Annotated in this window: 15 protein-coding genes; 10 read left to right on the plus strand and 5 right to left on the minus strand. The window is 72.7% G+C overall.

Going from position 1 to position 18,415, the window contains the following annotated elements; genetic code table 11:
• Positions 1-16: 16 nt before the first annotated feature.
• Positions 17-670, minus strand: coding sequence for an FHA domain-containing protein (locus AB0D67_RS34190; protein ID WP_362945181.1), 654 nt, complete (start codon positions 668-670; stop codon positions 17-19).
• A 180-nt stretch (positions 671-850) separates the two neighbouring features.
• Here AB0D67_RS34190 and AB0D67_RS34195 point away from each other — a divergent pair, with 180 nt between their 5' ends.
• The 3 genes from AB0D67_RS34195 (at position 851) to AB0D67_RS34205 (ending at position 3,671) form a co-directional block, all read left to right on the plus strand.
• On the plus strand, positions 851-1,972 hold the full coding sequence (locus AB0D67_RS34195) for a citrate/2-methylcitrate synthase (protein ID WP_362945183.1): 1,122 nt from the start codon (positions 851-853) through the stop codon (positions 1,970-1,972).
• 67 nt (positions 1,973-2,039) lie between these two features.
• Positions 2,040-2,324 carry a DUF3017 domain-containing protein gene (locus tag AB0D67_RS34200; protein WP_362945185.1) on the plus strand — a complete coding sequence of 95 codons (285 nt, stop codon included), beginning with the start codon at positions 2,040-2,042 and terminating at the stop codon, positions 2,322-2,324.
• A gap of 129 nt (positions 2,325-2,453) precedes the next feature.
• Positions 2,454-3,671, plus strand: coding sequence for an NADP-dependent isocitrate dehydrogenase (locus AB0D67_RS34205; protein ID WP_362945187.1), 1,218 nt, complete (start codon positions 2,454-2,456; stop codon positions 3,669-3,671).
• 204 nt (positions 3,672-3,875) lie between these two features.
• Here the strand turns inward: AB0D67_RS34205 and AB0D67_RS34210 are convergent, their stop codons facing one another.
• Complete coding sequence (locus tag AB0D67_RS34210) at positions 3,876-5,429, minus strand: sigma factor-like helix-turn-helix DNA-binding protein (RefSeq protein WP_362945189.1); 1,554 nt, start codon at positions 5,427-5,429, stop codon at positions 3,876-3,878.
• A 360-nt stretch (positions 5,430-5,789) separates the two neighbouring features.
• Between AB0D67_RS34210 and AB0D67_RS34215 the strand changes: the two genes are divergently transcribed.
• The 3 genes from AB0D67_RS34215 (at position 5,790) to AB0D67_RS34225 (ending at position 10,289) form a co-directional block, all read left to right on the plus strand.
• Complete coding sequence (locus AB0D67_RS34215; protein WP_362945191.1) at positions 5,790-8,075, plus strand: transporter substrate-binding domain-containing protein; 2,286 nt, start codon at positions 5,790-5,792, stop codon at positions 8,073-8,075.
• 131 nt (positions 8,076-8,206) lie between these two features.
• Positions 8,207-9,184, plus strand: coding sequence for a malate dehydrogenase (locus AB0D67_RS34220; RefSeq protein ID WP_362945193.1), 978 nt, complete (start codon positions 8,207-8,209; stop codon positions 9,182-9,184).
• A gap of 247 nt (positions 9,185-9,431) precedes the next feature.
• A complete protein-coding gene (locus AB0D67_RS34225) occupies positions 9,432-10,289 on the plus strand; it encodes a hypothetical protein (RefSeq protein ID WP_362945195.1) in 858 nt (285 codons plus the stop codon).
• Positions 10,290-10,498: 209 nt separating this feature from the next.
• Here the strand turns inward: AB0D67_RS34225 and galE are convergent, their stop codons facing one another.
• On the minus strand, positions 10,499-11,458 hold the full coding sequence (gene galE, locus AB0D67_RS34230) for a UDP-glucose 4-epimerase GalE (protein WP_362945197.1): 960 nt from the start codon (positions 11,456-11,458) through the stop codon (positions 10,499-10,501).
• 122 nt (positions 11,459-11,580) lie between these two features.
• Between galE and AB0D67_RS34235 the strand changes: the two genes are divergently transcribed.
• The 3 genes from AB0D67_RS34235 (at position 11,581) to AB0D67_RS34245 (ending at position 15,111) form a co-directional block, all read left to right on the plus strand.
• Positions 11,581-12,966 (plus strand): hemolysin family protein, encoded by a 1,386-nt coding sequence (locus AB0D67_RS34235; protein WP_362945199.1) that lies wholly within the window; start codon positions 11,581-11,583, stop codon positions 12,964-12,966.
• Positions 12,967-12,980: 14 nt separating this feature from the next.
• Positions 12,981-13,985, plus strand: coding sequence for a tryptophan--tRNA ligase (gene trpS, locus AB0D67_RS34240; RefSeq protein WP_362945201.1), 1,005 nt, complete (start codon positions 12,981-12,983; stop codon positions 13,983-13,985).
• A gap of 67 nt (positions 13,986-14,052) precedes the next feature.
• Positions 14,053-15,111: a YihY/virulence factor BrkB family protein gene (locus tag AB0D67_RS34245; protein ID WP_362945203.1), complete on the plus strand. Its 1,059-nt coding sequence runs from the start codon at positions 14,053-14,055 to the stop codon at positions 15,109-15,111.
• A gap of 34 nt (positions 15,112-15,145) precedes the next feature.
• On the opposite strand, the gene AB0D67_RS34250 is transcribed toward AB0D67_RS34245, so the two are convergent.
• The gene (locus AB0D67_RS34250; RefSeq protein ID WP_362945205.1) at positions 15,146-16,390 is read right to left on the minus strand and encodes a D-alanyl-D-alanine carboxypeptidase; all 1,245 of its coding nucleotides are present in this window, start codon (positions 16,388-16,390) and stop codon (positions 15,146-15,148) included.
• Between the two features lie 87 nt (positions 16,391-16,477).
• On the opposite strand from AB0D67_RS34250, the gene AB0D67_RS34255 reads away from it, so the two are divergent.
• Positions 16,478-16,741, plus strand: coding sequence for a hypothetical protein (locus AB0D67_RS34255; RefSeq protein ID WP_362945207.1), 264 nt, complete (start codon positions 16,478-16,480; stop codon positions 16,739-16,741).
• On the opposite strand, the gene AB0D67_RS34260 is transcribed toward AB0D67_RS34255, so the two are convergent.
• Complete coding sequence (locus AB0D67_RS34260; RefSeq protein ID WP_362945225.1) at positions 16,700-18,046, minus strand: peptide ligase PGM1-related protein; 1,347 nt, start codon at positions 18,044-18,046, stop codon at positions 16,700-16,702. The two genes, AB0D67_RS34255 and AB0D67_RS34260, sit on opposite strands and share 42 nt — an antisense overlap.
• Positions 18,047-18,415: the final 369 nt, after the last annotated feature.

The raw sequence follows: 18,415 nt of genomic DNA on the forward strand, positions 1-18,415 counted from the left end.
TCGCCCCGGGCCGGGCTCAGGACGCCCGGCGCCCGCCGGACGTGCCCGCCGCCTGCGTCTCCGCCGCGCCGCCCGAGCGCTGGGGCGGCACCACGGGGGTGGGCCTGACCAGCCCCAGGGCGACGACCTCGTTGGCCAGCCTGGTGCGCCGGTTGGTCCCCTCCGGGATGCGGAACTTCTGGTAGAGGCGCAGGAGGTGCTGCTTGACCGCCGCCTCCGTCACCACCAGGTCGTCGGCGATCTCCCGCGCGGTGGCCGGCGCGACGAACGCCTCGTCGGAGAGCGCCGGGCGGCACAGCGACGTCAGCACGTCGACCTCCCGCCTGGTCAGCTCCGGCGCCGCGGCCCTGCGGAGCTCGACCTCCGGGACGAAGTCCTCACGCGGGACCCCGCCGATCCGCCCTCGCGCGGCGCCGAACGAGACGACGTCGCCGTCGTCCAGGACCCTCCGGGCGATCGGCCTGCCGTTCACCCGCGTGCCGTTGCGGGACAGGCCCAGATCAACGACGTACAGATAGGGTCCGCGCCGGACGAATTCCGCGTGCAGCCGAGAAACACTCGGATCGGTGAGCCGGATGTCGACTCCCCGGCCACGACCGATGGTCGTGATCTCGGGGCGCAACGGGACCACCTCGCCTGTGTCCTCGATGCGTATGAACGGCCCCTCCACGGCAGTTCCTCCCCAGGTAGCCCGCCGTAACTATTCCTACAGCGTCGGCTTACCCAGACGAGGTGATGGGGAATCTCCTTTGCCAGAAGGAGAATCGGTTCTGAAATTAGTTTTACCCGGCGGGGAGGGTTTCCCCTGCTCACAGGTAGACTCCGTACAAGATAAGCGGAGGAAACACTTATGGCGGACAAGCCCACCAAAGGCCTCGCCGATGTCGTGGCCGCCTCCACGGCGATCAGTGACATCGACGGTCAGGCCGGTCGCCTCTTCTACCGGGGCTACGACATCCACGACCTGGCCGGCCGGGCCACCTTCGAAGAGACCGCCCATCTGCTGCAGTACGGCGGGCTCCCCGACGCCGGGGGGCTCGCGGCCTACGGGGCGGAGCTCGCCGGAGGGCGGGGCTTGGGCGAGCTGGCCGAGTCGTGCCTCCCGCGGGTCGCCGGGAGCCAGTCGCCGATGGAGGCGCTGCGCACGCTGGTCTCGCTGACCGGCGCGGACGACCCCGACAAGGACTCCAACGCCGCCGAGGCCGACCTGCGCAAGGCGGCCCGGCTGACCGCCCGGCAGCCGGTGCTGGTGGCCCGCTACCACGCGGCGAGGACGGGCGCCGACCTCCCCGGGCCCGACCCCGAGCTCGGGATCGCGGCCAACTTCCTGCTGCAGATCACCGGACGCGTCCCCGACCGGCGCGCGGTGGAGATCTTCGACGCCTGCCTGGTGCTGCACGCCGACCACACGATGAACGCCTCGACGTTCGCCGCCCGCGTCTGCGCCGCGACCCTGTCGGACATGCACTCGGCCATCGTCGCGGCCATCGGCACCCTCAAGGGCCCGCTGCACGGCGGCGCCAACGAGCAGGTCATGCGCACCCTCCAGGCCATGGACCCGTCCGGGGTCGCGCGGGCCGTACGGGAGAAGCTGGCCGCGGGCGAGAAGATCATGGGATTCGGGCACCGGGTCTACAAGACCGAGGACCCCCGAGCCACGCACCTGCGCCGGATGTCGCGGGAACTGGCGGAGGCCTCCGGCGACGACACCCTCCACCGCATGTCGAAGGAGATGGAGGAGGTCGTCTTCGAGACGAAGGGCCTCTACCCCAACGTCGATTTCTACGCCGCGACCGTCTACCACTACCTTGGCATACCGACCGACCTGTTCACCCCGGTCTTCTCGATCAGCCGCATGTCGGGATGGACGGCGCACGTCATCGAGCAGCACTCCGACAACCGCCTCATCCGCCCCGACAGCGAGTACATCGGCGAGCGCGACCGGAAGTGGAAGCCGATAGGCGAGCGATGAGCCGGACGGACGTGACGAAGAACGAACCGGCCGCCCCCGGACGGGGCTGCGGCCACGGGGGCGAGCGATGAGCCGGAGCAGACCGCGGCAGGAGCGATGGGGGGCCTACCCGCTCGTCCTGCTGGGCGCCGTCCTGGCCGTGGCGTCCACGGCCGTGGTCGGCGACCCCCGGTGGGGCGGGTTCGCCCTCGGCATGATCATGGTGCTGGCCGCCCTCATCCGGCTCTCGGGCGGCGGCGGCATCCTGGCCGTACGCCGCAGGGCGACCGACACCCTGACCCTCGCCGTCTTCGGCGCCGCCCTGATGGGCGGCGCCGTCGCACTCGCCTGGACGGAGCTCACCTCGCGATGAGCACGAAAGCGGCGATGCCGGAGCGACGGGCGGAGCGCGGGACGTTCCCGCCCGTCCGATAGCCTCAACGGCCAGTGAGCCTCAAAAGGACTTCTGGCCCGTGATCAGTTCAGAAGGGGAACCACACGCATGCCCAAGATCAAGGTAGAGGGTCCCGTCGTCGAGCTTGACGGCGACGAGATGACCCGGATCATCTGGCAGTTCATCAAGGACCAGTTGATCCTTCCCTACCTCGACGTCGACCTGAAGTACTACGACCTCGGGATCGAGCACCGCGACGCCACCGACGACCAGGTGACGATCGACGCGGCGAACGCGATCAAGCAGTACGGCGTCGGCGTCAAGTGCGCCACCATCACGCCGGACGAGGCCCGGGTCGAGGAGTTCGGCCTGAAGAAGATGTGGAAGTCCCCGAACGGGACCATCCGCAACATCCTCGGCGGCGTCATCTTCCGCGAGCCCATCATCATGTCCAACGTGCCGAGGCTCGTCCCCGGCTGGACCAAGCCGATCGTCGTCGGCCGTCACGCGTTCGGCGACCAGTACCGCGCCACCGACCTGAAGATCCCGGGCGAGGGCACGCTGACCCTCACCTACACGCCGAAGGACGGCTCGGAGCCGATCGAGATCGACGTCTACGACTTCCCCGGCCCCGGCGTCGCGATGGCGATGTACAACCTGGACGAGTCGATCCGCGACTTCGCCCGCGCCTCCATGCGGTACGGCCTGACCCGCAACTACCCGGTCTACCTGTCGACGAAGAACACCATCATGAAGGCCTACGACGGCCGCTTCAAGGACATCTTCGCCGAGGTCTTCGAGAGCGAGTTCAAGGCCGACTTCGAGGCCGCCGGCCTGACCTACGAGCACCGCCTGATCGACGACATGGTCGCGTCGGCGCTCAAGTGGGAGGGCGGCTACGTCTGGGCCTGCAAGAACTACGACGGCGACGTCCAGTCCGACACCGTCGCGCAGGGCTTCGGCTCGCTGGGCCTGATGACGTCGGTGCTGATGACCCCCGACGGCCGCACCGTCGAGGCCGAGGCGGCCCACGGCACCGTGACCCGTCACTACCGCCAGCACCAGCAGGGCAAGCCCACCTCCACGAACCCGATCGCCTCGATCTTCGCGTGGACCCGGGGCCTGGCCCACCGCGGCAAGCTCGACAACACCCCCGCGGTCATCGAGTTCGCCGAGAAGCTGGAGCAGGTCTGCGTCGAGACCGTCGAGGGCGGCCAGATGACCAAGGACCTCGCCCTCCTCGTCGGCGGCGACGCCCAGTGGCTGACCACCCAGGACTTCCTGGCGGCCCTGGACGAGAACCTCAAGAAGAAGATGGCCGTCTGAAGCCGTCCGAAGGACCCGCGTGACCCGTCCCGGTCCCTTCCCGGACGCGGAGGGGCGCGGAACGACACGGAGAGGGCCGTCCCCGCGGGGGCGGCCCTTCTCGCGTCTCCGGGCCCTTCTCGCGTCTCCCGGGTCCGTCTGCGGCTTCCGGCCCTTCTCGCGTCCCCCCGGCCCTTCTGTGTCTCCCGGCCCGTGCGGAGGGGCTCAGGGGGCCGCCAGGGCGCCGAACACGATGGGCTCCCCGTCGGGGAGGCCCTCCACCGGCCGGGCCTGACCGGTGACGGCGTCCATCCGGTAGAAGGCCGTCCGGCCGCCGTCCTTCTCCTTCAGCCTGACGACGACCTCCCGGGTGCCCAGCCAGCCGACGACCCCGGGCTCGGACGGACGCTTCGCGACGGGCAGCGGAAGGCGCCTGACCACCTGCCGCGACCCGGCGTCGATGATGTGCAGGTCCCCGGCGCCCGCCCGCTCCCCGGCGGTCCTGACCGCCGCCGAGTGCCGGCCGTCGGGGGAGTCGCACCAGGCGCGGTAGTTCTGCCGGAGCCACCCGGCGGTCTGGACGGAGGCCGCCCGCCGCCCGTCCGGCCGGGACGTGGTCCTCCCGGTCGCGAAGTCGGTCCGCAGCCGCCGCCCGCCCAGCTCCACGGTGAACCGGCGGCCGTCCGCCGAGACGCTCACCCGGGTGCCCGCCGCGACGTCGGAGGGCGCCAGCACCGGGGACAGGTACCGCCTGACCCCGGTCCGCAGGTCATGGGCGACGTACCTGCGCTCGGCGGCGCTGAGGTAGGCCACGCGGTGGCCGTCCGGGCTCACGGCCGGCTCCACCCGCAGGCCCTTCTCGCCGCCTCCCGCCAGCCGCTGCGCCGCGTCCCCGACGCGCAGCGTGGACTCGCAGCGGCCGGGTCGCGCGCACGAGGCGGACGCGAGCGTCGAGCGGCCCGCGTCGCCGGACAGCTTGAGCGTCCAGCCGGCGCAGGTGACCTCGCCCGCGCCGCCCGCCGGCACGGCGTCGCCGGGGCACTTCGCGGGGACGGCGTAGCGGATCGCGAGGGGTGTGCGCGGCGGCTTCCACGGCTCCGGGCCCGGCTGCGGGGTGGCGGGGGCCGCCCGCATGGTGCGCGGAGTGGGTGTGGCCGCCGCGCTCTGCCCGGTCTCCGGGACGGGGCGGTCGCGCAGCGAGGAGGTCCACGCCATCCCCGGCGGTAGCAGGACGAAGGCGGCGATCATGCAGAGCGGGACCAGGACCGCGGCCGCAGCCAGGAGGACGCCGCGGTTGCGGCGGCGCCGCAGGGTGCGCAGGGCCCGCGTGCTGAGGTCGGGGACCGACGCCTCACCCGCCTGCGTGGCCAGCCGCTTGGTGAGGCGCGGCACGTCACCCTTGGTCAGGGTGTCCACCGCCTCGTCGAGCTCCTTCTCCACGGTCTCCACGGGCAGGCCGAGGAGGTCCGCCATCTCGGCGTGGGAGCGGCCGTCGTGCAGGCAGGCGACGACCAGGACGCGCTGCCGGGGCGGGAGCCGTACCAGGGCGGTGTTGCCCGCCGCGCTCGGCTTGCGGAGGAAGCGGCGGTAGAGGGTGACGTGGGCGTGCGTGGCGGGGTTCTCCCACGGCGTGGGCGGCCAGGCCAGGCCCACGGTGCGGAAGGACCACAGGGCCAGGCGGATGGCCTGCTCGTGACTGCCGGTCAGGAGGAGTGCCGTGCCGACCAGGGAACGCTGGGCACGCTCGACGAAGTCACGATAACCGATATATCGGCGCATGGGGTTTTCTGCTCCGGCCTTGCCTGAGGGGACGGTCAACGGTAGCGATCTAAGCGGTTTCTGCGCCATCTCGGGGCGATATGGCGATCAACGGACGAGTGGTCATGCCCACACCCCCGTCCGGAACCCGCGCGGGGAGGGGCGGCGGGGCCCGTGAGGGGCGGGGTCGCGCGAGAAGGGGCGGGGGTCCGCCTCCGGCGGGACGGCGGGGTCCGTGAGGGGCGGGACGGCGGGGTCCGCGCCGGGAAGGCGGCGGGGTCCGCGCCCGGCGGGACGGCGGGAAGTCAAGGTCACTTCGGGAGAGGCCCGGGACACCGTAAAGTTCAGCGGGTCGGGCATTCACGAAATCATGGGGACGGCATGCCGGAGATCGCGCCACTGGAGGCCTGGGAGCCTCGACGGCTCGGTCGGTTCCGTGTCGTCGGCCGCGTCGGCGAGGGCGGCCAGGGGATCGTCTACCTCTGCGAGAGCGAGTCGGGGGAACGGGCGGCGATCAAGCTCCTGCACGTGAAGTTCTCCGGCGACGCGATCGCGCGGTCCCGGTTCGCCCGGGAGGCGCGCGCCGCGCGGCGGGTCTCCTCGTTCTGCACGGCCGCCGTGATCGAGGTCGACGTCGAGGGCGACACCCCCTACATCGCGAGCGAGTACATCGAGGGCAGGTCGCTGCGGGAGACCGTGGAGAACGACGGCCCGCTGCGCGGCACCGCGCTGCAGCGGCTGGCGGTCGGGACGGCCACCGCGCTCACCGCGATCCACCAGGCGTCGATCGTGCACCGCGACTTCAAGCCGGACAACGTGCTGCTGGCCGCCGACGGGCCGCGCGTGGTCGACTTCGGCATCGCCCGCATCCTCGACTCCACCGGCACGATCACCAGCCGGGCCATCGGCACCCCCGCCTACATGGCGCCCGAGCAGATCTCCGGCGACGACGTCGGCCCGCACAGCGACGTGTTCTCCTGGGGGGCGACGATCGCGTTCGCCGCGACCGGCGAGACGGCCTTCGCCGGGAAGTCGCTCGCCATGGTGCTCAACCGCATCCTGAACCACGAGGTGGACGTCACCGCCATGCCGGAGCCGCTGCGCGGGGTGGTCCGCTCGGCGCTGGCCAAGTCGCCGTCCGAGCGCCCCTCTGCGGACCAGATCCTGCTGCGTCTCCTCGGCCGCCCGGAGTCCGCGGACGTCTCCCCGGCCCTGCTCAGCAGCGGCGTACGGGCCGCCGACCCGGTCTCCGGCCCGATCCCGGTCCCGGGCACGGGGACCGGTCCGTCCCTCGCCACGGGCACGGACGGCGGCCCGGCCTCCGGCTCGCCCGGCGGCCCGGTCTCCGGACCGGGCGCGGCGGGCGGGCCGGGTACGGCGAGCGGCCCGGCCTCCGGCTCCGACGAGTCCACCAGGCCCATGCGGATGCCCACGCCGGGGGTCACACCCATACCGTCCGCCGTGCCCAGGGGGTCCACGCCCGTGCCGCCGGGCCGGCGGGCCACCCTCCCGTCCGGCCCCGCCACGGGCCCGTCCTCCGCGCCCGGCCCCGGCCCCGCCGGTCCCGGTGCGGGCACGTCTCCCGAGCCCGGCCCGGGGCTCGCCGGTCCCGGCCGCGGCGCCGTACCGGCCCCAGGCCCGGTCCCTGGTCCTGGAACCGGTCCTGGAACCGGTCCTGGAACCGGTCCTGGAACCGGTCCTGGTTCAGGCTCCGGCCTCGGCGCCCGTCCCGGAGCCGGTGCCGCGGTTCCGGGTTCCGGGGCGCCGGGGCGGCCGTCCGGGCGGCGCAGAGCCGTCGTCGCCGTCCTCGTCCTGGTCGTCCTGCTGGGCGGCGGCGCGGCCGCCGCGACCGCCGCGGGCTGGCGTCCCTGGGCCGCCTTCTGGACCGGGCACTCGCCCCCGTCGTCCCCGTCGCCGGCGAAGTTCGCCTCGGTGGCCGACAAGGCGGCCCGGACCCACCGGCTCTCCGTGGGGCTGCGCGACTACCTGCCGGGCATCGCGCTGAACAGCGGCGGCAGGTGGAGCGGTTTCGAGGTGGATCTCGCCGTCGAGATCGCCAGGGCGCTCGGGGTGCCCCGGGAGAACGTCGCGTTCCGGGCCACGAGCCGGCAGGAACGGCCGGCCCTGCTGGCCTCCGGCGACCTCGACCTCGTCATCTCGACCTACCCGATCACCCCGGGCGCCGGCGTCACGTTCGCCGGGCCCTACTACGTCGCCCACACGGACGTCCTGGTCAAGGACTCCTCCCCGATCACCTCCGCGGCCGGTCTGGAGGACGGGCGGCTGTGCGGGCCCGACGGCGCCGCGGCCGACCGGGTGCGGAAGGAGGCGGGCCGGCTCACGGTCGTCCCCGCCCAGAACTACACCGAGTGCGTGAACATGCTCGCCGCCGGAAAGGTCGACGGGATCGCGGGCGACGACCTGGTGCTGGCCGGGTTCGCCGCCCGGGAGAGCGTCCGCTACCGGGTGCTCGGCCTGCGGCTCACCGACGAGCGCTACGCCGTGGCCCTCCGCAAGGGCGACGAGCGCACCTGCGAGGCCGTACGGGGAGTGGTCGCCGACCTGTACGGCAACGGCACGATCCGCAAGCTGCTGGACCGGCACCTCTCCCGGGTGAGGTTCCCCACCCGGGAGCACCGCGTCCCCGCCATGGCCGACTGCCGCTGACCCCCGTCCGGGCCGTTCCCCGGCGGGTCGTCCACCGGCCGGGAACCGTATCCGGACGGGTGCCTCAGGGCCGGGAACACCCGACGGGTAACATCCGAGCGTCACAGTTCATCCTCGAGTGGGGGAAGGTCATGGCCCAGACTCCCGTAAAGGTCACCGTCACCGGCGCCGCCGGTCAGATCGGCTACGCGCTGCTTTTCCGCATCGCGTCGGGCCAGTTGCTGGGCGCAGACGTCCCGGTGAAGCTGAGCCTGCTGGAGATCCCGCAGGCGGTCAAGGCAGCCGAGGGCACCGCGATGGAGCTCGACGACTGCGCGTTCCCGCTGCTGAGCGGCATCGAGATCACCGACGACCCGAACGTCGCGTTCGACGGCGCCAACGTCGCGCTGCTGGTCGGCGCCATGCCGCGCAAGGCGGGCATGGAGCGCGGCGACCTGCTGGAGGCCAACGGCGGCATCTTCGGCCCGCAGGGCAAGGCGATCAACGACCACGCCGCCGGCGACATCCGGGTGCTGGTGGTGGGCAACCCGGCCAACACCAACGCGCTCATCGCCCAGCAGCACGCCCCGGACGTCCCGGCGGAGCGCTTCACCGCGATGACCCGCCTCGACCACAACCGCGCGCTGTCGCAGCTCGCCGCCAAGCTCGGGGTCCCGGTCGCCGACATCAAGAAGATGACCATCTGGGGCAACCACTCCGCCACCCAGTACCCCGACCTGTTCCACACCGAGGTCGGCGGCAAGATCGCCGCCGAGCAGGTGGACGAGTCGTGGCTGCGCGACACGTTCATCCCGACCGTCGCCAAGCGCGGTGCGGCGATCATCGAGGCCCGGGGCGCCTCCTCCGCCGCCTCGGCCGCCAACGCGGCGATCGACCACGTGTACGACTGGGTCAACGGCACCGAGTGGACCTCCGCCGCGATCGTCTCCGACGGCTCGTACGGCGTGCCCGAGGGCCTCATCTCCTCCTTCCCGGTCGCCTCGCGCGGCGGCCGGTGGGAGATCATCCAGGGCCTGGAGATCGACGCCTTCTCCCGCGAGCGCATCGACGCCTCGGTGCGCGAGCTGGAGGAGGAGCGCGACGCCGTCCGCAAGCTCGGCCTCATCTGAGAGCCGCGCGACCGCCTCGCCGGGTGAGTGCCCGGCGGAACCCGTGAAAGGGGCCCCGGCCACCCGGGGTCCCTTTCGCGTTCCCGGGCCTTTCCGGCGTTCCCGGTCTCCCCGATGCCTTGGGCCTTCCCGTGGCCACGGCGGCACGGCGGTTCCGTGCCGGATCAGGCCCATGACGTGCCGAAATCCGTCCCGGCGGCGTGTCATTCCCGCGGGATGAGGGCACACCGGCGTTAAATGATCATTGATGTTCGGGGGATCGGTGGTCATGGCGCGTGGTACGGCGGGGGTCGTCGCGGGATTCGTCGGTCTTGCCCTGCTGGGGGCGTGGGGAATGGCGCCGTCGCTGTCCCGTCAGGAGCCGTCCCGCCAGGAGGGGAAGACGATCGGGGCGGACCTGTCCGTCCGGCTGGTGTCGTCGCCCAAGCCGGCGCAGCCCGGCCAGATCCTGGTCTACCGGGCCGAGGTGCGCAACAACGGCCCCGAGGACGCGGTGCTGCCCCTGCTGACCGTGCGCCTGCCCCGGGGGGTGGACGTCCTGCGCGTCGACGTGGCCGAGTGCCGGCCCGGGATCACGGCCCGGGAGGTGGTCTGCCCCTCCCAGCGCGACGTCCTGGTCGGCGAGACCGGCGGCGTGACCGTCAGCGGACTGGTCCGGCCCGGCGCCGGCGGCCCGCTGACGGCCACCGCGACGCTCTCCTCGGAGGTCGTGGACGCCAACGAGGCCGACAACGTCGCCCGGGCGGTCACCCCGGTGGACGAGGGGGCCGACCTCGCGGTGCGGTTGTCGGGTGAGCGGCGGGCCGGGCGGCGGGTCGCGGTGGGAGCCGTGGTCCGCAACCTGGGACCCGGGACGGTCCGCGACGCCACGGTCTTCTTCGACACCGGCGCGGCCCGCCTGCTGTCGGTGCGGGGCGCGCGCTGCCACCCCTCCGAGGGGCACGTCGGCTGCCGGCTGGGTGCGGTCGGCTCGGGCGGCCGGGTGGGGCTGAGGCTCGCCCTGCGCGCCGCCGGACACGCGTCGCGGGCCAGGGCGACGGTCTACTCGCCGCACGTGGGCGACCGCCGTCCCGGCAACAACATCGCCCGCATCGACCTCCGCTAGATCCCGTGCCGGGGAGCGCCGGACGGCCCGCGGCGCCGGCCGCCCACCGGACGCGCACCGTCGGCCGGACGCTCGCCGCTCACCGTCCGTGCGCCGCTCACCGTCCGTGCGCCGCCCGCCGCACGGGGCCGACGTCCGTACGGCGGGCGCGCCCGGCCCGCCGTACGGATCGCTCCGCGAGGCCGGAGGCCGCCCGCCGTACGGGGTCGTCAGCGGGGCAGGGCGGCCCAGGCGTCGGCGACGATCTCGCGGAGGGTGGTGCGCTCCGGCTTCCAGCCCAGTTCGTGCCGGATCCTCGCGGAGGAGGCGACCAGCACCGCGGGGTCCCCGGCCCGGCGTTCGCGGACGACCGCCGGGATCGCGTGCCCGGTGACCTCGCGGCAGACCTCGACGACCTCCCGCACCGAGAAGCCGGAGCCGCTGCCCAGGTTGTAGACCTTGTGCTCGCCCGGCGCGCAGGCGTCCAGCGCCAGCAGGTGCGCCCGCGCGAGGTCGGCCACGTGGATGTAGTCGCGCACGCATGTCCCGTCGGCGGTGGGGTAGTCCGTGCCGAACACGTCGACCGACTCGCGTCCGCCGAGCGCGACGGCGAGAACGTTAGGGATCAGGTGGGTCTCCACGGTGTGCCGCTCGCGGTAGGAGCGACCGTCGCGGGCGGTGTGGGCGCCGCCCACGTTGAAGTAACGCAGGCTGACCGCGGCCAGGCCGTACATCCGGGCGAACGCGGTCAGCGCGGTGTCCACCGCGAGCTTGGAGGCGCCGTAGGGGTTCGTGGGCCGGGTCGGGTCGCCCTCCTCGATCGGGGAGCGCTCGGGCTCGCCGTACACGGCGGCGGTGGAGGAGAAGACGATCCGGCCGACCCCGGCGGCGCGCATCGCGTCCAGCAGGGCCAGGGTGCCGCCGAGGTTGTGGTTCCAGTAGAGGGCGGGCTCGCGCACCGACTCGCCCACCAGGGACCTGGCCGCGAAGTGCAGCACGCCGTCCATTCCCGCCAGCGCGTCCGCCGCGTCGGTGATCGAACCCTCGACGAAGCGCGCGCCCGCGGGCACCGCGTCGGCGTGACCCGTGGAGAGGTCGTCGAGAACGGTGACCTGGTGGCCCGCCTCGACGAGCTGAGCAGCCACGACGCTCCCGATGTACCCGGCCCCCCCGGTGACCAGCAGCTTCACAGACCCTCCTGTTTGGTGGTGTTTACACTTGTTTACTTTTGTACACCTGATGCCAGCATATGCTGGCACATCAAATATCGGGCACAGTCGGAACGGGCGACGGCCATGACGGAGACGTACTCGTGAACGGCGTCGTGGCGAACATCGCCCTGGTGCTGCTCTTCATACTGATCGGCGGCTTCTTCGCGGCCGCCGAGATGGCCATGGTCTCCCTCCGGGAGAGCCAGGTGCGCAGGCTCGACTCCCGGGGGCGCAGGGGGGCGCGGGCGGCCAGGCTGGCCCGCGACCCCAACCGCTTCCTGTCGGCCGTGCAGATCGGCGTGACCGTGGCGACCATGCTGTCGGCGGCCTTCGGCGCCGACACCCTCGCCCGGGACCTGGTCCCGGCCGTGGCCGGTTGGGGGGTGCCCTCGACCCTCGCCGCCCCGTTGGCCCTGGTGCTGGTCACGCTCGCCATCTCCTACGTCTCCCTGGTGCTGGGCGAACTCGCGCCCAAACGGATCGCCCTGCAGCGCGCCGAGGGCATCTCGCTGCTGGTCGCGCCGTTCCTGGACCGGATGGCCGCGCTGTCGCGGCCGGTCATCTGGGCGCTGTCGAAGTCCAGCGACGGCGTGGTCAAGCTGCTCGGCGGCAACCCCGAGGAGGACCGGGAGGCGATCACCACCGAGGAACTGCGCGACATGGTGGTCGGCCACCAGGAGCTCACCGCCGACGAGCGCCACCTGATCGCGGAGGTCTTCGCCGCCGGGAAGAGGCAGCTCCGCGAGGTGATGCTGCCCCGCACCGAGGTGGAGTTCATGTCGGCCGACACCCGGCTGGCCGAGGCCGCCGTCCTGGCCGCCGCCATGCCGCACTCCCGCTTCCCCGTCTACCGCGACTCCTACGACGACGTCGTGGGGTTCGTGCACATCCGCGACCTGCTCGACCCGGTGCTGACCGGGTCGATCGAGCCGATCAGCGAGCTGGTGCCGATCCGCCCGGTCAAGCTGGTGCCCACCACCAAGCGGCTGATGGCCACCCTGTCGGAGATGCGCCGCGAGGGCCACCACCTGGCCATCGTGGTCGACGAGTACGGCGGGACCGCCGGCATCGTCACGATGGAGGACCTGGTCGAGGAGCTCATCGGCGACATCCGCGACGAGCACGACCTGGAGGACAAGCCGGTCGTGCTGCCTGCCGGGGAGGTCGAGCTGGACGGCCTGGCCAACCTCGACGTGGTGGCCTCCGAGACCGGGATCCGCCTGCCGGACGGCCCCTACGAGACCCTCGGCGGGTTCGTCATGGCGACCCTGGGCCACCTGCCGGCGATGGGGGAGCGGGTGGAGATCCCCGGGTTCGAGCTGTCGGTCACCGGCATGGACGGCCGCAGGGTCTCGCGGGTCCGCGTCAAGCGCCGCCTCGTGCCCGCGGAGCCGTCGGACCCCGCCGACCCTATGGAGCCCGGGGAACCGGCGGGGGCCGCCGGGCGGGCGGGGGCCGCGGAGGCACCGACCACTCCTGACAGCTGACAGAATTGCATGCTATGGCCAGTCCTCGTGTCCTGTCCGGTATCCAGCCCACCGCCGACTCCTTCCACCTGGGCAACTACCTGGGTGCGGTGCGGCAGTACGTCGCCATGCAGGAGGGCTACGACGCCTTCTACTGCGTCGTCGACCTGCACGCGATCACGGTGGAGCACCAGCCGGAGGTCCTGCGCAGGCGCTCCCGCGTCGCCGCCGCCCAGCTCTTCGCCGCCGGCCTGGACCCCGAGCGCTCGACCGTCTTCGTCCAGAGCCACGTCCGCGAGCACACCGAGCTGGCCTGGGTGCTGATCTGCCTCACCGGCATGGGCGAGGCCGCCCGGATGACCCAGTTCAAGGACAAGTCGGCCCGGCACGGCGAGAGCTCGGCAGGGGTCGGCCTGTTCACCTACCCGATCCTGCAGGCCGCCGACATCCTGCTCTACCAGGCCGACCAGGTCCCGGTCGGGGCCGACCAGAAGCAGCACCTGGAGCTCACCCGCGACCTCGCGCAGCGCTTCAACCACCGCTTCGGCGAGACGTTCACGATGCCCGCGGCGCACATCGTCAAGGGCGTCGAGAAGATCACGGACCTCCAGGACCCCACGGCCAAGATGTCCAAGTCGTCCTCCTCGCCCGCCGGCATCCTCGACCTGCTGGAGCAGCCCTCCGCACTCCGCAAGAAGATCATGCGGGCGGTCACCGACACCGGCTCGGAGGTCGTCGCCGACGAGGAGAACAAGCCGGGCGTCACCAACCTGCTGCGGATCCAGTCCGCGCTGACCGGCACGCCGATCCCCGAGCTGGAGGCCCGGTACGCCGGGCAGGGCTACGGCACGTTCAAGAAGGACGTCGCCGAGGCCGTCGCGGAGACCTTCACGCCGATCCGGGAGCGGACCGAGAAGCTGCTCGCCGACGAGGCCGAGCTCGACCGGATGCTCGCCGCCGGCGCCGCGCGCGCCCGCGCGGTGGCCGCCGAGACGATGGCGAAGGTCCGCGACCGCATCGGCTTCCTGCCCACCCTCTGACCCGCCCGGCCGCCGTACGGCGCGCGTCCCGCGCGCTGCACGGCGGTGATCGGGGTAGGAGGACCGCGTGACGAGCGTGCAGGAGCGGATCCGGAAGGCCCGCGAGCGGGGCCGGGACGCCATCGAGGACAACCGGATCAGGTGGCCGTGGTTCGACCACCTCATCCGGAGCGTGCAGCGGTACCAGGTGCAGTCCGGCGACCGGCTGGCCGGGGCGGTGACCTACTTCGCGTTCCTGTCGTTCTTCCCGATCATCGCGCTGGCCTTCGCGGTCTTCGGCTACTTCCTGACGGTGGACGTCAACGCCACGGAGGCCCTGGAGAAGGCCATCAACGCCTACCTCCCCGGCCTGTCGTCGAGACTCCCGATCAAGCAGATCGCCGACTCGCGGGCCAGCGCCGGGATCATCGGCCTCGTCGGCCTGCTCTACGCCGGGCTCGGCGCGATCGACGCGCTGCGCGGCGCGCTCCGCGAGGTCTTCATGACCACCGAGCCGCCGCTGAACTTCCTGCTGGCCAAGCTCCGGGACCTGGCCGCCTTCGCGCTGATCGGCGTCACCGCGATCACCTCGGTGCTGGTCGGCGGCTTCGCCACCCAGGCGGGCGGCACGGTGGCCGGGTGGCTGGGGCTGGGAGACTCGCCGGTCGGCTGGACGGCGATCCGGCTCGCGGGCCTGGCGGTAAGCCTGGGGGCCGACGTCGTCCTCTTCCTGATCATCCTGCGCTGGGTGGGCCGTTCCCGGCAGCCGGGGAAGGCGTTGCTGCGCGGCGCGCTGCTGGGCGCGATCGGTTTCGGCCTGCTCAAGCAGCTCGCCACGTTCATCCTGTCCCGCACGCTGGAGAATCCCATCTACGGGGTGTTCGCGGTGATGGTGGGGCTGCTGGTGTGGATCAACCTGTCGTCCAGGGTGATCCTCTTCGCGGCGGCATGGACGGAGACCGCCACGTTCGGCCCGCCGCCCGAGCCCACGCCCGTCCCGCCCGGCGTGCTCCCGCCCGGCGCACTGCCCGGCGGGAGCACACCGGGGGACGACCGGCGGGACGTCGCGGAGCCGGGCGACGATCGGCCCGACGACGACCGGCCCGACGGCGACCGGCCCGGCGAGGGTCCGCGGGACCGGTCCTGACGGGCCGGGGGTCCGCCCGGCCCGTGAACGGGCCTCAGTCCGCCCGGCGCCGCCGGCGCAGGCCGTACACCAGCCAGGTCGTGCCGCCGAGCAGGACGGCGCCCAGCGCGTACCAGACGACGGGGGAGGGGCCGCCCGCGGGCTCGCGGGCGGCGGCGGCCGGGGTGGCGCTCGCGCGCACCTGCGGCGCGGCCGGGAGGACCGGGGTCGGGGCGGCCTCGGGGACGGGGTCCACGAGCCGCCCGACGGGCGTGACCCTACCGCGGGCGGAGAAGCCCCAGTCGAGCAGCTTGGCGACGTCGTCCCAGAAGTAGCCCTCGTGCCGCATGATCGACACGATGATCGTGTGGCCGTCGCGGCGGGCCGCGCCGACGAAGCTGCCCAGGGCCTTGGTCGTCCAGCCGTTCTTGACGCCGATCATGCCCGGGTAGCGTCCGAGCAGCCTGTTGTGGTTGCCGATCTCGTAGTAGCCCTTGGGCGCGGGGAACTTGTCGGTCCTCAGGCTGACGTAGCGCCGGAAGTCCCGGTCGGCCAGCCCGGCGCGGGCGATCAGCGCCAGGTCGTAGGCCGAGCTGCTCTGGCCCGGCTTGTCCAGCCCGCTGGGCGTCTTGGCCACCGTGTCGTACGCCTGCAGGCGCCGGGCCTCGGCGTTCATCTCCCGGAGGGTCTTGTCCAGTCCGCCGTTCGCCTCGGCCAGCGCCATCGCGCAGTCGTTGCCCGAGACCAGCATCAGCGCCTTGAACAGGTCCTCGGCGGTGTAGAGCGGCTTCGTGACCAGGCCGACGGCACTGCCCTCCTGGTCCACCGCGTTCCGGCTCGGCTTGATCTTCAGCTTCTTGTCGATCTTCGGGATGAGGGTGAGCGCGGTCAGGGTCTTGAGCGTGCTCGCCGGGAGGAACCGGCCGTGGGGGTCCTTGGCCGCGAGCACCTCGCCGGTGTCGGCGTCGGCGATCACGTAGGACCGGGCGGCCGTCTTGGGCGGGGCCTTCGTCCCGAGGGGCGCGATGACGCCGTGCCTGCCGAGCTCGGCGCCGCCGACCGGCCCGTTCTCCGCGCGGGCGGGCGCGCCGGACGCGTTTCCCGCGCCGGGGGCCGTGGCCGGCGCGTCGCCCGTGCGTGCGGGCGCGACCGGTCCGCTGCTCGCGTGGGCGGCCGCGACGGGCCCGTCGCCGGCGTGGGCGGGCGCGGGCGGCGCGGCGGCCTCCGCGTGGGCGGGAACGCCGAGGAGGGCGGTCGCTGCGATCAGCGCCCCCGCGGGCGCGGCATGTCTCATCCCCATAGTGATCTCAGGGTAGCTTCGCCCGGTTTCGGAGAAGCCGCCCCACGCCCTGACCAGGGGGGAATGTCGCACCGCGATACTGAAGCCATGCAAATGTCGCGAAAGATCGCCGGATTCCTGGTCGGTGTCGCCGCTTTCATGATCTTCGAGTGGATCAATCTTGGCTTCAACCTCGCCGACGGGCACCCGACGTCCTTCTACGTGGTGCACGGCGTGCTGGCGGCCTTCAACGTCCTCCTCGCGCTCGTCATCGGCACGATCGGCGTGCGGGGCCTGCGGGGGGCGCGCGGCTCCTCGGGCCCGCGGGGGCTACACGGCCCGGCGGAGGGCCTCCAGCGTCCGCAGGTGTAGCTCGGCGGCCTCCTCCGCCGAGTCGGCGACGCTGGTGAAGCCGAGCTTGCCGTACCGAGGGATCGCTCCCATGAGGTGCAGCACGTTGCCGGTGCGCCGCTCGCGGTCGAACCCCAGCCCGAAGTCCTGCACCAGCTTGATGACCTCCCTGGGGGTACGGCCCCGGAGGCTCTCGGCGTCGCAGTTGTCGGTCGCCACGTAGTGCTTGGCGCGGTCCCCGCACCGCAGCGTGCCGGAGGCCGGGTCGTAGACGGCGCCGGTGCTGAGCATCGCCGCGCCCAGGGGGTGCGTGGTGCCGCCGATGCGCAGGTTGACCTCGCACAGCAGCGTGCGGTAGCCGCCGTCGGTCTTGACGGCGAAGAAGTCGACGCCGAACAGTCCGACCACGCCGCGGGCGGCGAGGACCCCGGCGATCCGCTCGGCGCAGGCGGCGACCTCGGCGCGGTACTCCGGCCGGGCCGGGAAGACGCAGCCCTTGTAGACGTCGCCGTTCGGGCCGCCGAGGATCTGCTCGTGCGTGGCGATGACGCCGTGGCCGCCGTCCGGCGTGACCATGGCCAGGGCGCTGGGGGAGCGCAGCGGCCGGCCCTGGACGAACTCCTCGATCACCGCGCCCCGTTCGGCGATCTTCTCGGCGAACGTGGTCCAGGTCTCGTCCGCCGCCGAGAAGCTCGTGGGGCAGGCGGTGAGCGGCCGGTCGTCCTTGATGACGATCGCGTTCCCCAGCCCGGAGTAGCTGTTGTTGAGCTTGACCATCAGCTTGGCGGCGGGGGCCATCGCGCGGGCCGCGTGCTCGACCTCGGTCAGCGACCGCAGGTCGGAGAAGCCCCGGGGGGTGGGCACCCCCGCCTCCTCGGCCAGCGTCCGCCCGCCGCTCTTGGAGCCCAGGTGGGCCAGTGAGGTGGCCGGGCCGTAGACGGGCAGGCCGAGCAGCCCGGCGAGCCGTTCCTCGTGCTCGCTGACCACGAACGGCACCAGGCACGCGCCGCCGGGCCGGCCGGCGGTCCGGTCGAGGATCCGGTCGAGGAGGTCGGGGCGGTCCAGCAGCGCCGCGCTGAGCGGCGCGGTGTCCGGATCGTCGAGGCTGATCATCTGCAGGCGCGTGCGGGCCTCGTCCGGGTCGTCGAGGAAGCCGAGGTAGTAGTCCACGATCGCGCTGTCCACGGGCGTCGAGGTGACGTAGACGATCTCGACGGAGGGCCGCCCGAGTGTCAGCAGCAGGAACAGCAGCCGCTCCTCGTAGCACAGGGCGCCGGTGATCCTGCGGAGCTCGTCCTGGGGCAGGGACAGCGATGGGATGACCACCAAGGTCCCCTCATCCGGTTCGAAGATGCTCAATCTGGAGTGATTCTCCCCAAACGGGATGTGAGCGATCATATGCGGAGTGAAGCACGCGTTTCTCCCGGTGACATCACTCCGCCGGGTTCGATCACTGGCACCTGAGGTGACGTAAATTGCCAGTTCGTTGATGTTTCAAGGGAGCCGATCCGGGCCACCCCCCCGCCCCGGACGTCCCCGGCGCCGGGCGCCGTGTCCTCATCGTCCCCACCCCGCTTCCCCGGATCGCCCCCCTGTCACCTCCGGGATCGCCTCCGGACCGCCCCCGGCGCCCGCGCACCCTCCCCGCCACCCCCCGGTACGGCTACCGGCATGGCCAATACGGGTCATCACTCG

The sequence above is a fragment of the Streptosporangium sp. NPDC048047 genome, from assembly GCF_040653115.1.
GTDB lineage: Bacteria > Actinomycetota > Actinomycetes > Streptosporangiales > Streptosporangiaceae > Streptosporangium.

Coding starts and splice junctions, on each gene's coding strand:
- trpS (WP_362945201.1), top strand. CDS start 12,981: ATGGCCAGTCCTCGTGTCCTGTCCGGTATCCAGCCCACCGCCGACTCC.
- AB0D67_RS34200 (WP_362945185.1), top strand. CDS start 2,040: ATGAGCCGGAGCAGACCGCGGCAGGAGCGATGGGGGGCCTACCCGCTC.
- AB0D67_RS34225 (WP_362945195.1), top strand. CDS start 9,432: ATGTTCGGGGGATCGGTGGTCATGGCGCGTGGTACGGCGGGGGTCGTC.
- AB0D67_RS34205 (WP_362945187.1), top strand. CDS start 2,454: ATGCCCAAGATCAAGGTAGAGGGTCCCGTCGTCGAGCTTGACGGCGAC.
- AB0D67_RS34255 (WP_362945207.1), top strand. CDS start 16,478: ATGCAAATGTCGCGAAAGATCGCCGGATTCCTGGTCGGTGTCGCCGCT.
- AB0D67_RS34215 (WP_362945191.1), top strand. CDS start 5,790: ATGCCGGAGATCGCGCCACTGGAGGCCTGGGAGCCTCGACGGCTCGGT.
- AB0D67_RS34210 (WP_362945189.1), bottom strand. CDS start 5,429: ATGCGCCGATATATCGGTTATCGTGACTTCGTCGAGCGTGCCCAGCGT.
- AB0D67_RS34250 (WP_362945205.1), bottom strand. CDS start 16,390: ATGGGGATGAGACATGCCGCGCCCGCGGGGGCGCTGATCGCAGCGACC.
- AB0D67_RS34220 (WP_362945193.1), top strand. CDS start 8,207: ATGGCCCAGACTCCCGTAAAGGTCACCGTCACCGGCGCCGCCGGTCAG.
- AB0D67_RS34195 (WP_362945183.1), top strand. CDS start 851: ATGGCGGACAAGCCCACCAAAGGCCTCGCCGATGTCGTGGCCGCCTCC.